This is a genomic window from Alteribacillus sp. JSM 102045, from assembly GCF_041949975.1.
GTDB lineage: Bacteria > Bacillota > Bacilli > Bacillales > Marinococcaceae > Alteribacillus.
The window spans coordinates 1-13,299 of sequence record NZ_JBHFQG010000024.1 but is presented as its reverse complement, the minus strand read 5'-3'; the positions used below and the strand labels follow the sequence as shown (position 1 = coordinate 13,299).

Here is a 13,299-nt window from a genome sequence, read left to right as displayed (position 1 = left end):
TCACAGGATTGATAAGAAGAAGGCTGCATAATTATGTGCAGCCTTTCCTGTGATCCGAGATTAGTTATTCCATAATCCCCTCTTCTTTGTAGTATTCTTCCGCTCCCGGATGGAATGGAACATCCCCGGACCCTTCCTCTACGTTTTCAATATCAAATTGCTGGAACGTTTCATGCTGTCCATGCAGATCTTCGATGTTTTCCCACATTGCTTTCACAATTTCATAGGCCACATCATCCGGCATAGATGCGTCAGCCACAAGGAAGTTTTTAAGTGCGGTAGTATGCACGTCTTCATCTTGCCCTTCATAAGAACCTGCTGGAATCGTTTCTTCAATATAAAAATCATACTCATCTACCATGCTTTGAATCTGTTCATCATCAATGCTAGTTAATACTCCGTTTGCTGTGCTTAGCATTTCACTTACAGCAGAAGTTGGAATTCCTGCATTAATATTTGCGCCGTCTACTTGATTATTTCTCATTAAATCTGTGGCTTCCGGAAAAGCACCAAAATGTGTTTCCATATCATCAAAAGTTAAGCCATAAGCGCCTAGTATGTGCTGCGAGGCGATTTCTGTTCCGCTTCCAGTTGCACCCGGTGCAAAATCTCCTCCTTCTAAATCATCAATAGATTCCACACCAGAACCTTCACGCAACACTACATGGTTATAGTTTGGATAAATCCCTGCCAAAATTCTTACATCTTCATAAGGGTCTCCATCAAATCCTGCTTCCCCATTGTATGCTTCCTGAAGAATATTCCCCATAACAAACCCTACATCAGCTTCTCCTTGAGACATGAAAATCATATTCTGTACACTGCCGTTAGAAGATTGAGAGGAAGAAGAAACACCATCTACCTCACTGCTCCAAAAATCTGCAATACTAGCTCCAAGCGGGTAATACAAACCCGTTTCACTAGCGGTCACAAGATCTATATGAAAGTCATCTTCATCTCCCTGTTCGTCTAACCCATCAAGGCCGTCAGCCCCTGATGCTTCACTAGCTTCATCATTTCCGCCAGCTGTTTCCTCGCCCCCCATATCTTCTGATTCCCCGCCACAAGCAGTTAACATCCCTAATCCAAGTAAGGCAGCCATTAATGGATACAGTCTTATGTTCTTCATTGAATGTCCTCCTTTTCCAAAAGTATGATTTCTTTGTACTTTATTGAACGAGAAGCTTTCAGAGGATACCACCCCCAACATTTAATAATTATACATTTTTAAATGGCAGTTTCTGGACTTCTGCTTTCTGTTGTTTTCGTTTTATATGGTTTAATCTTCTGCCAAATTCCTACCCCAATTAGCAGCGCAATTCCAAACACATCAAAGAAAATAGTAGGAGTGACTAATAGAAATGCACTGAAAAAAAGAACAATGCGCTGGATATAGCTCGCTTTAGTGATAAGCCATCCTTGTAATCCGCCTGATAAGGCGATAACGCCTATAATGGCCGTCACCATCGCGATAATACTTCTTGTGTAGCTTGCACCATCGAATAATAGTACAGGATTGTACAGAAAGAAAAATGGAATAATAAACCCTGTTATACCCAGCCGCACAGCGGTTAAGGATACTTTATTCGGTGAAGCACCTGCGATCCCTGAAGCTGCATAAGAAGCCAAGGCAACTGGCGGGGTTATATTCGAAAGAGCAGCATAAAAAAATGCAAACATGTGAGCCACAAGAACAGGCGCCCCGAGTTCAACCAATAATGGTGCTGAAACAGTTGCCACAATAATATAAGATGCTGTAGCTGGAACCCCCATCCCCATAATAATGCTGATCACCATAGTGAAGAATCCGGCTAGCAATAAACTTCCTCCAGCTAAATGAAGAATATTATTACCAACAACAAGACCAAGACTTGTCAGTGTAACAGCGCCAACTATTATCCCAACAATGGCACATGCTATGCCTACTGATATAGCTGCTTTACATCCATCTTCAATTGACTGAATAATTACTTTTACATTCATTCGAGTAGACTTGCGAACAAAACTTGCTGCTACAGTAGCCAAAAGTGCAAACACAGCCGCATATGTGGGTGTGGTACCGCTCACAAGCAGATATACAAGAACTATTAATGGAACAATCAAGTGGCCTTTTTCTTTTATCACTCCAAGAGCTGGTGGAATATTTTCTTTACTTAACCCGGTTAAACCAATACGCTTTGCTTCAAAATGAACTACCATAAACACTGTTATGAAATAAAGCAGTGCTGGTATTAAGGCAGCTAGCATCACGGTTGTGTAGGGCACCCCAACAAATTCAGCCATAATAAAACCTGCGGCACCCATGACTGGAGGTGCAAATAAACCACCTGTTGAAGACACAGCTTCTACTGCTCCTGCAAAATGCGGCTTATAACCAGTCTTTTTCATAAGTGGAATGGTTACAGCACCTGTTGTCACGGTATTACCAACAGCGCTTCCATTGACCATCCCCATAAATCCGCTGCCAATTACCGATACTTTCGCTGGTCCTCCAGCTGTTCGTCCGGCTACCGTCAACGCCATATTATTTATAAAATCAGTAAATCCGCTGTTTTTTAGAAAAGCTCCAAATAATACAAACATAAAAACAAATGTAGTAAATACTCCTAGTGCAATCCCATAAATTCCTTGAGCTCCCCAAAACATCGTGTCAATAACCCTGGTTATCGTGAAGCCGCCGTGGCTAAAAGTTCCAGGCATATAAGGGCCTGCAAAAACATAAGCGAGGAATAAAGCAGCAATGATAGATAAAGAGATTCCTACAACTCGTCTGCTTGCTTCAAAAAGCATTATGGTGGCGATCGCACCAAAAATGTAGTTCCAATCACTTCGGTGAAATCCGCCCCATTCTCTAGCAAATGTTTCATAGATGCTAATAAAGTAAACAATAGAGCTAAGAGCCAATATAACGCATATAATGTCCCATATAGTAGGAAGCCTTCTTGTACCACTGCTTTTTTTTGTAGCAGGAAAAAGCAAAAAAGCTAACAGGAACAAAAATCCAAGTGTATAAGCTCTTAACAAAATAGCTTCCATGGAGCCAATGCTGTTGTAATACATCAGCACCCCGGCCCAGGCAATACAGATAACTGTAATGATTTTTTCCATTAGACCTGTATAGGTTCTCATCTTTGAATCGGAGTCGTACTTTTCTGCCTCTCTTAATTCCTTTGTCAAAGAAGGCTGCTTCCCTTCACTCATGTTTTTCCTCCTTTTCCCTTTATATTTTTTCTTCACAATTTCATTTTGTGACAGCGCTTTCATTTACTGGTTAAAAAAGAGGAACCTATTTCTTGGGATCCAAAATGCAGCGAAGTTTATTGTGCGGTGGTGAATAAAGACGATATAAAGATATTGTTAGATAGCGCGAAGAAAATTGTATCCAATTTTAACCCTATCACGCTATCTTTTTAATTTCAATAAAAATCTGATTATTTTTATTTTATTAAAAATTCTTATTTCATTGTTTTGGCTTTTTCTTCTTCAAAAGGCCAAACAGGCAGCATTTTTCTTAAAGGTTTATCTTCGTTATACCCAAGCAGATAACGAGCTTGCATCACTGTATGAATTTCGCGGGTTCCTTCATAGATCACCGGTGCTTTTGAATTACGAAGGTAACGTTCTACGGGATACTCATTGGAATAGCCGTACGCTCCATGAATTTGAACGGCATCATTAGCTGCTTCATTCGCAAAATCACTCGCCTGCCATTTTGCTAACGAAGTTTCACGGGTGTTTCGTTTACCTGCATTTTTTAATTCTCCAGCTCTGTAAACGAGCAGCCTGCTCATTTGAAGGCCAGCTTCCATTTTTGCAATCATTTGCTGAACGAGTTGATGCTTTCCGATTTCTTTTCCAAATGTTTTGCGTTCATGGCAGTATTTCACACTTGCTTCGAGGCAGGCCATTATTAAACCACAAGCACCAGCCGCTACGGTAAATCGTCCATTATCGAGAGCGGACATCGCAATTTTAAAACCTTCCCCTTCTTCTCCGATTAAGTTCTCCTTTGGAATTTTCACATTATCAAAAAATATTTCCCCGGTATTACCGCCGCGAATACCCAGCTTGCCTTTAATTGCTTTAGAAGAAAAGCCTTCTCTGTCACGTTCTACTACAAATGCTGAAATACCGTGATGTTTTTTCTCCTTATCTGTATAAGCAAACACTAAAAAGTGATCAGCATAATCGCAAAGAGATATCCAAGTTTTAGAACCGTTTATAATGTAGTAATCTCCCTGTTTTTCTGCGGTCGTATTCATCGCTGCTACATCAGAGCCTGCGTTGGGTTCTGTTAACCCAAAAGCTCCTACTTTTTCGCCTTTTGCCTGCGGAGTAAGAATTCGCTGCTTTTGTTCTTCATTTCCCCACTGCAGCAAAGTCATGCTATTCAGCCCGGTGTGGACAGAAATTGCCGTACGGTACGCTGTGTCTCCTCTTTCTAACTCCTCACAGGCAATGGCCAACGTATTATAATCCATTCCGCTGCCGCCGTATTGTTCAGGTATACAAGTTCCCATCATCCCAAGCTCTGCTAACCGCTTAAAAATAGTAGGTTCAAAATAGCCCTGTTCATCCCACTCTTTCATATTTGGAATGATTTCTTTATTCACAAAATTTCTCAGCATATTTCGTGCCATTTCTTGTTCCTCTGAAAAATGAAAATCCATTTTTACCTTCCTCCTCTTTTTATTAATATCTGCCTTCTCTCCTATAAAACTACGCAAAAAAGCCAGTCCTCTCCCCAAGTCTTAAAGGAAGGTGGACTGGCTTTTAGATCCGAGATTCCATTCTGGTGTGGAATGGAGTCGTACTCTAACAATCCATCGGTATTATTTTTATTGATGTTACTGTTCATGTTATAAAACGCTTACATTTTTGTCAATGTTTTTTATTCACTTTTCTGAAAATATCCTTTATTCAGGAAGAAACAGTATGATCTTGGCGTAGTTTAAACTTCTGAATTTTTCCAGATGCATTTCTTGGCAGCTGATCTGTAAAAATAATCTTCTTTGGAACTTTATAGCCGGCAAGCCGCTGTTTACAAAATTAAATCAGTTCCTCTTCCGTGACTTTTGTCTCCGGTGCTGTTACAACAACACTGGTTACAATCTCTCCCTATTGAGGATCAGAAGAGCCTATGACTGCATTTTCGATCACAGCAGGATGTTCATCCAATGCATATTCTACTTCGACAGAATAAACATTTTCTCCACCAGTTATGACCATATCCTTTCTTCGGTCTACGATGGAAATAAACCCGTCATCATCAATGGTTGCTAAATCTTCTGTATAGAGCCATCCATCTTTTAAAGTTGTTCTGGTTTCTTCTGGTTTATTATAGTACTCCTTCATGATTGTACCACCCTTTAAGATCATTTCTCCTACTTCTCCAGGTTGAATGGATTCACCATTTTCCCCGATAATCTTAACTTCTGTAAATAATAATGGTGTTTTACCGGATGCTCCAATTTTTTCTTTATGGTCTTCCGGAGACAAATAAACACCAGAAGAACCGCCTTCCGTTAATCCGCATAAATTGTAAAACTGATCCGTACCAAATAACCCCATGCTTCGTTTCCCTAATTCAGGGGACATTGGAGCTGTGCGTAAGCACAACGAGTAACGGAAGAGAGATCAAAATCTTTTGCATTTGGGACCTGAGTTAATCAAATAATGCCCCTTTTGGCTTTCCAGTGGTACCGGACGTGTATAAAATATGAAGATCATCTTTATTCATCACTTCTACTGGAGGTTCCTCTTTTCGACCGATCAGCATTTGATTAAATGACAAGTGGTTAGGTACGTTTGCGTGCGGTGCCACAATAATTTTCTGAACAGCTCTTATATCTTCTTATGCTTCTTTCACAACTGCTTCTGCGCTTTTATCACAAAGAACTAACTTGCTGTCAGATTGATGAATAATATAAGCTGCTTCCTTTGCCAGCAATCGAAAATTAATAGGTACTACCACGCCCCCTGCCTTAGCTATGGCAAAATAGCTAATAGCAAAATAATCAGAGTTTTTCATCATAAGGGAAACCTTGTCACTCTTTTTAATACCTTGATTTATGAGCCCATGAGCGAGCTGATTGACCGTGTCATTAAATTCGTTATACGTATACTCTCTTTCTTGGAAGATAAGTGCTTTTTTTGTCCGGCAGGCCTTTGGCATTCAGCGTAAGAGATGTAAATATATTCATTTATGCCCTTCTACCATTTCTGATTTTTCAAAAATATTATTTAGCAATATAATTCGGATATATATATCCTTATTCCTTCTTTTTCATTTTATTATTTAATCAACCTGGTACATCCTATTATGTCATTCCGGCGACTATTGTCGGAGCTGTCTTAGGTCTGTTAATCACTCAGCGTGAGCTAAGTATTATGTCCGGCACGGGTGTCATTATGCTGATTGGAATTGTCTTAAACAACGCTATTCTTCTTATTGATCGAACCAACCAGATTCGCAGGCAGCAGTTTAGTGTGACAGAAGCTCTCATAGAAGCTGGGAGAAACCGTATCCGGCCTGTATTAATGACAACGTTAACCACTGCAGGAGGAATGCTTCCGTTAGTATTGGCCTCAGGCACAACTGGAAACTATCAAGCTTCAATGGCAATAGTGATAATTTCCGGGCTCCTATTTGCTTCTCTTATCACTTTGCTTCTTATCCCTGCTGCGTATAGACTGTTTACAGCTGCGGGCACAGGGTTGAGAAAAAGAACAAGGAAGAAAAAGAAACTGCTGTATAACCATAAAGCCCCCTCTAGCACTGTTGAGGCCAAAGGGGGCTTATACGTTATTATCTATTCTCCATTATCATCCTCTACTGTATATTGCTCCGGCAAAGAGTCCCAAATACTAATATTCGCATCTTCAATTGATTGATCAGCTATAGCTTTGATAGCTGCCATTATTACAACTTTCCCCTGACCTATTAAGTAACCGCTGCTTTTTTGCCCTAAAATGGAGGAGGTATTAGGAGAATCAGATAGTCCTCTATTTTCAAAAAGAATGGTAGGAATATCATAATGGGCGGCAAAATGATTTCTAGCATTTGATGTTAAGGTATTCATCACATTATAACGAGCTAGCGTGCTATATCCCTTTTTTTCTACGGCCTCGTTCACCACAGCTCCCAGTTTTTTGGAGCTTTCCAGAACTTCATCTGAGACTCCGCTTGCGGTCGGGAACAGCATTGCTCCCGACACAAGTTCTTCTTTCCCTTCGTTATCAATTGCACGATTGGCTACCTGGTGGTGCAAATCAATGGCATAATCAATATCATATTGCTCCAGTACATTTTCATGCAGCGCTCTTGTTTCCGGCTGGGAGAGCGAATTATGAGTGCGGTTTAAATTAATTCCATTTGCATTGTTCCGCGTCTGCTGGCCACCCCCTTGCAGATGAGAAGAATCCCAATCGACATCTCCCTCTGCTCCATCAGGATTTAAACGCGGCACAAATAAAATATTTACCTGATCTAATAAGTTTTTTACTTCTTTGCTGTTAGCTGAAAGTTCTTGAATAACTTTTAGCACAGATTCTGTTAACAAGGGTTCATTTCCATGCTGCTGAGTTAGTAATAATAATGTCGGGTTATTCTCATCATCCCCAAACTTTACCAGGTGAAGGTCACGTCCTTTTACAGACTCGCCAATAACTTCTACTGACATGTGATCTACTTTCTTGTTTACACGATCTAATTTTTTTACCATTTCTTCGTAGCTTGTTAACCGTTCAATTTTAACCTCTTGATTTTCATTTACCTCTGGTCCGCTTCCAACAGCAGTAACAGTGTGAGTGAAAGATGGTGCTGCTAATAAGGATAAAGATAATACCGAGATCATCCCTGTTTTAATCACCTTTTTCAATGTAAATCCCTCCCATTTGGAATTTTCGTTTATATTTTCAACAATAACTATTTCAAATTCCTACCATTTTAAAAAAAATATAAAATTTCTATGGTTATGTCCTGGTTAATAAGTAATAAAAGGTTGTACCATTTAACTTTTTTAATGCCCAATCTTCCTTGCTTACAGTTTTAGCGCGATCCTGTGCCTTCTTCGCCAAGCAAGGAACTTGAAGCCCAAGACAGGAGAAAGAAAGATGAAGCCTCAGCCAAGGAAGGCTCTTGGGAGTCAAAACCGGAGGAAGCATGGCAGAATGTTCATTAAGAAAGGTTCTTAGTCCCCGGAACAGGAAAAAGAAAAGCGGCACGGTAACCATGGAATGCTTTTGGTGCTCAAAACAAAAGAAAGCAAGTTGGAACGGTCATCAAGAAGAGTGTTTGATACCCGGAACTGGAGAATGCAAGGAGGAGCGGTAACCAAGCTAGGATCTTGAAGTTCCAGTTACCTGCTTGTCGGATTGTTGTAAAACAAAACCAGCCGGTCGTCATTTATTTTACGACCGGCTGGTTACCATGCTAGGGCTTTTAAAAATCTATGCATAACTCTTTTAATCTGTATATTTTCTTCCTTCTAATAATCTGTCGATCCACTCACTATCATCATTCATAGATTCTTGGACTACTTCTCCTTCATTGACCGTTACAAAATGTCCATCATCGAGATAAATAGCAGCAAAGACAGGAGTATCTCCGCCGTTTTCATCTCCAAAGAACATGAGGTCTCCTCTCTCTAGTTCCTCAACATGAATTTCATCTCCATTTTCCCGGAGCGTTTCAATATTGGAGGATAGCTCTTTGCCGGAACCTTCCTTGAATATTTTCTGAATAAACTCAGAGGAGGTACCCTCAAATGCTTCTCCTACGTAACTTTCTGCAATTTGAGCATCCACACTCTCAGCTTCCTCTTTTTCATAGGTTCTAGCACCAAAGTAACGAGGCGGCCAATACGAGCTTGTAGTCAGATCGATAACGGATACTCCATTTGATTGCGTAGCAACAATCATTTGATTGCTGCCAATATAAATCGCAGGGATTATGCTCGATCCTTCAAAAAATAAGAGGTCGCCAGGGTTGGCTTCTTCCAATGAAATTTCTGTACCTTCCTCCCATTGCTGACTGCCGTAACGAGGCAGGTCATATTGTAAACCTTCTTTATATACATATTGAACGAAACTTCCAGTATCAAAGCCTTCTTCTGGAGTATTTCCGCCAAGATTATATTCTGTGCCTAATAATTGATAGGCTTCAAAAACTGCATCATTTTCATAATTTATGGTTAAGTCATCAAATCGCTTGGCTCCGATAAAATGATCACGCCAATATTCACTCATATAAGAAATAGTTGTTTGACCCTCTTCGCCAGTGGCATGAATAATATGATTGTCTCCTAAATAAATGGCTGTGTGAGAAATTCCTTCTTGCCATGTTCCAGAAAAATAAAGAACGTCTCCAGGCTGCACTTGTTTATCCAATTCAATCTGGTTAATATCCGTGCCTGCTGGTAAAATTGTCTTCCCAACTTCCCATTGCCTGTAACTAATTCTAGGTAAAAACACATCTTTTGCATCCCGAAAAGCTGTTTGAATGAGAAAAGAACAATCAAATGCATCCAGGGTGCTTCCTGTCATTAAATAGGGAGTTCCCATATATTGAATTGCTTCTTGAATAACCGGGTTTTCATGAGCGGCATAGGTGTTTGGATTGGATTTTTCCAGTACCTCTTCTGGATAGCGAGCTGCTCCTAAAAACCGTTCTGCATAATACGTGTGGTACTCCATATGCCGCTCCTGAACTCCTGAAGAAGAAGCAGTAATAAATTGATCATTCCCCGTGTAAATTCCCGATATGATTTCATCTTCATTGCCTTCGAAAAATACTAAATCACCAGGCTCTAAGTCTTCTCTTTCTATTTCAATGCCTGCTTCAAGCTGCGGCGATGATAACTTAGAAAGCCAGCTTCCTGTTACTTCCTTATAAACATAGTAAACAAACGCCCCGGAATTAAACCCTTCCTCCGGATCATCTCCTTTTCGATTATAAGGACTGCCAATAAGAGACCTGGCTTTTTCCACAATTTCATTGTTTGAAGTCACAGGGTCTGCAGCATTCTCTGAATATCTTTTCGCCCCTCTATATGCTTCTGACCAATAAGCGCTCGTTTCCATATTTCTTTCCGAAATGCCCTCACTGGTCACAATCACAAAACGACCATTTTTAATATAAATTCCAGACATTAAATATGTTCCTTGAAAGAAAACTACATCTCCTGCCTGCAATTTCTCTTGCTCTACTTCTTCTCCTAATATCCATTGATCACTCGCAGCTCTTGGAAGTGAGATTCCTTTTGCTGCGTCGTAAACATACTGAACAAATTCTGAGGTTATAAAGTCCTGTCTGTTTTCCCCGACGCTGTCTAACGCCATTTGACCGGCTGGATCATCTATGGCTGTATTCTCCTCTGTATAACGGTTCGACTCCTGATAAGCCTCCGACCAATAGGCACTGGTCTCCATATTTCTTTCGGAAATTCCCTCACTAGTAACAATGATAAAACGACCGTTGTCAAGATAAATCCCAGACATTAAAGAGGAACCTTGAAAAAATACAACATCTCCTGCCTCCAGATCCTCTTTTTCAATTTCTTCACCTAACGCACGCTGATCCCTTGCACTTCGCGGCAGACTGATTCCTTTTGCTTCTTCATAAACATATTGCACAAACTCTGATGTAATAAAGTTCTCTTCATTTTCTCCAACCATTTCTAAGGCCTTATCTGCTGCTGGGTCTTGAGCGTAAGTAGGCTGAGAATAGAACAACAATAAGCACAACAGCAAGTAAGTGACATTGACCCTAACCAAAATGAACAGCCCTCCTTGAAGATTCTTTTTGAATCATTTATCCCAAAATATTCCATCATAATCTTTAATTTCTCTCCTGTGTTGGGCATACCGATGGAGCATAAAGGCCAATTGCGACCTTGTCACATACCCGCCTGGAATGAAAGTATTATCTTGATAGCCGTTTATAATTCCTTTCTTACTTAGACTCATGATGGCATCAAAGGACCAGCGGCTACTGTTGACATTTTTAAATGCAGGACGTTTGGCACGTGTAGTATCTTCTATCGTTTTGGCAAATATTGCTGCTATTTGTTCTCTTGTTATTCGATTACCCGGTCCAAAGGTTCCGTCTTTGTAGCCGCCGATAATTCCATGCTGCCTGGCAATCTCAATTTCCTTAAAAGCCCAATATTCTTCGGAAACATCCTCAAAGGACTGCTTCAATGGTTCTTTCGCTTCTAACTCAAGTGCCCGTACAATTGTAACAGCAGCTTGACTTCTCGTTAGATGAGCATTAGGAGAAAATGTACTTTCTGTCTGTCCTTTCATCCAATTATTTTTAAATACAAAATAAATATCTTTCCATCCCCAAAAAGAAAACGGCACATCATTAAACGTCATTTCAGAATCTAGCGTTTCCTGATTTATATTATCGTTTAATTCATTAATAATTTCGTTTAAAGAAAGTAAAAGAGTATAAAAAGAATTCATATCATTTCTCGGGTCTCTGTATGCCCTGCTGATTTCCAGCTGGACTGCTTCCACACCCAGGTTATTCGCAGAATAATTAACAATGGTCCCCCCACTTAACCCGGAAAAGGTGTGATCGACCGCAACTTTATCGATTCCATTACTTTCAAATCTATATTTTATCTTTTGCAAAGCACTATTTTTAATAGATTGGCCGTTTATTGTCCCTAGATCAATATTAAAGTCCCGGTGCCGGGCGCTTCCATGTAAATCGATAACATATTTGATATCGTTTTCTTCAACGATCTGTTTTAACGCTTGTTTGTAATCTCCAGCTTCGATATAATTCGGGTCTTCGGAGAACCCGGAAGACTGAATGAGATAGCTTCCGGTTAATTCATGTAGAATGGCAGAAATACTGCCTGTATAAATGTCTGCTTTTTTCACATTCCCTTCCCGCAAATGCTCTGTAGCATGAGGAGCAGAAACCAAGATCGGTATACTCCCCTCCTTAATCGTAAAGGGGATATCTGTATTTATATCCCCCTGATAAGAATTCTGAGAAAAAGAATCTTCATATGGAAGAATAAACTCCAGCAAACGATTTTCTATATGCAAACTGTTTAAGTTATTCAAATCAACCTCCGCATATGCTGCACTTCGATTAAATGGAAAAAATTTCAAAAATTGTAACAAAAAACACCAAGGTATGAATCTTTTCAACCATTCTCCCCCTAATTATATAAATAAAAAAAGACAACATCTACCTTTTCATAATAAGTATAATTGATGAGGACTTTAGAAACAATTAAAAATTATTATGATAAAAATAATGACTATATTCTTAATATTATAAGATCTTGTGACTTAAATTCATTTCATTGTTTAATTGAGAAAATTTCTATTAAATCAAGGTTTATAATGTGATTCTTATATAGTACAGAAAAAACAAGAACTCTCTCAAAACAGAATCCCACCAAAAAATGAGTGCCATAAGAGCTATAAAAAGTTTTTTGATTAATAGTCCCATTACTAAGTTTACGTGTATTTGTACCTATTTAAAAATCGTTGATTATAAAACGAATTTATACCTATCTTCTATTAATTTTTCAGCTAACCCCCCTTTAAACCTATTAATACCAGTTCATTATCTGTTTTATCTACTGTATTTTATATTTTACATTCCTCCTATTCCATGAAATAAAATCCCTAGTGTAACTTCCTTTATCCCCCTTTATTTTAACCTTTTTAATTCTTTTTAACTGGATACAAGTGTTCACTTATATACTCCTATTTTCTTTGTTCACTTTCTTTCTTAAAGCAATTGTCGTGAGAATAAATACGGATTACTTTTGATAAAAAACAAACCTCAAAAACTGATAATCACACCCGGCTTTTTCCTTAAAACCCACTAAAAGCGGTGGTTGAAGCTTCTTTCTCTACTAATAGAACGGATTACAACCAGCCATTATATTCCTATCATACGAGCCGTAATAATGGGATTTATTTACCTTTACGCTTTTCTAACACTTGTATATCATACGGTGGATGGGTGAAGTGTCAGCTTGAAAATAAGTTTGACCGTTCACCTAAGATCAGTGCAAAAATAATGAAGGAGTACGTGTATGCTCTATCTAATTGCTTTTTTTATTCTCTTATTACTTACTTTTGGCGTGGTGGAACGCCGCAAGCACTACAAGAACATTGCTGCAGTTCCGATTCGCATTAATATCAACGGAATCCGCGGCAAATCCACAGTAACTAGATTAGTTACCGGGGTTCTCACGCAGGCGGGATACAAAACCGTCGGGAAAACGACCGGCACCCAGGCACGGATGCTCTATTGGTATG

8 protein-coding genes and 3 pseudogenes are annotated in these 13,299 nt (G+C 39.4%); 2 read left to right on the top strand and 9 right to left on the bottom strand.

Annotated elements, in window-relative coordinates; genetic code table 11:
- Positions 1-64: 64 nt before the first annotated feature.
- From ACE1TI_RS15000 to ACE1TI_RS14975, 6 genes and pseudogenes are all read right to left on the bottom strand, one after another.
- Positions 65-1,129 carry a TAXI family TRAP transporter solute-binding subunit gene (locus ACE1TI_RS15000; protein WP_375008380.1) on the bottom strand — a complete coding sequence of 355 codons (1,065 nt, stop codon included), beginning with the start codon at positions 1,127-1,129 and terminating at the stop codon, positions 65-67.
- 98 nt (positions 1,130-1,227) lie between these two features.
- A complete protein-coding gene (locus ACE1TI_RS14995) occupies positions 1,228-3,201 on the bottom strand; it encodes a TRAP transporter permease (RefSeq protein WP_375008379.1) in 1,974 nt (657 codons plus the stop codon).
- A gap of 254 nt (positions 3,202-3,455) precedes the next feature.
- Complete coding sequence (locus ACE1TI_RS14990; RefSeq protein ID WP_375008378.1) at positions 3,456-4,670, bottom strand: acyl-CoA dehydrogenase family protein; 1,215 nt, start codon at positions 4,668-4,670, stop codon at positions 3,456-3,458.
- Between the two features lie 250 nt (positions 4,671-4,920).
- Positions 4,921-5,010, bottom strand: a pseudogene (locus ACE1TI_RS14985) (hypothetical protein); the annotation flags it as partial.
- A gap of 108 nt (positions 5,011-5,118) precedes the next feature.
- Positions 5,119-5,571, bottom strand: coding sequence for an AMP-binding protein (locus tag ACE1TI_RS14980; RefSeq protein WP_375008377.1), 453 nt, complete (start codon positions 5,569-5,571; stop codon positions 5,119-5,121).
- 94 nt (positions 5,572-5,665) lie between these two features.
- A pseudogene (locus ACE1TI_RS14975) lies at positions 5,666-6,175 on the bottom strand (AMP-binding protein).
- 89 nt (positions 6,176-6,264) lie between these two features.
- On the opposite strand from ACE1TI_RS14975, the gene ACE1TI_RS14970 reads away from it, so the two are divergent.
- The gene (locus ACE1TI_RS14970) at positions 6,265-6,894 is read left to right on the top strand and encodes an efflux RND transporter permease subunit (RefSeq protein WP_375008425.1); all 630 of its coding nucleotides are present in this window, start codon (positions 6,265-6,267) and stop codon (positions 6,892-6,894) included.
- On the opposite strand, the gene ACE1TI_RS14965 is transcribed toward ACE1TI_RS14970, so the two are convergent.
- The 3 genes from ACE1TI_RS14965 to ACE1TI_RS14955 all read right to left on the bottom strand — a co-directional run bounded on the left by ACE1TI_RS14965 (position 6,813) and on the right by ACE1TI_RS14955 (position 12,171).
- Positions 6,813-7,871 carry a M14 family zinc carboxypeptidase gene (locus ACE1TI_RS14965; protein WP_375008424.1) on the bottom strand — a complete coding sequence of 353 codons (1,059 nt, stop codon included), beginning with the start codon at positions 7,869-7,871 and terminating at the stop codon, positions 6,813-6,815. The genes ACE1TI_RS14970 and ACE1TI_RS14965 overlap by 82 nt on opposite strands.
- A gap of 595 nt (positions 7,872-8,466) precedes the next feature.
- Positions 8,467-10,776, bottom strand: a complete 2,310-nt coding sequence (locus ACE1TI_RS14960; RefSeq protein WP_375008376.1) for an NlpC/P60 family protein — start codon at positions 10,774-10,776, stop codon at positions 8,467-8,469.
- Positions 10,777-10,809: 33 nt separating this feature from the next.
- Complete coding sequence (locus tag ACE1TI_RS14955; protein ID WP_375008375.1) at positions 10,810-12,171, bottom strand: S-layer homology domain-containing protein; 1,362 nt, start codon at positions 12,169-12,171, stop codon at positions 10,810-10,812.
- Positions 12,172-13,073: 902 nt separating this feature from the next.
- On the opposite strand from ACE1TI_RS14955, the pseudogene ACE1TI_RS14950 reads away from it, so the two are divergent.
- Positions 13,074-13,299: pseudogene (locus ACE1TI_RS14950) on the top strand (poly-gamma-glutamate synthase PgsB); the annotation flags it as partial.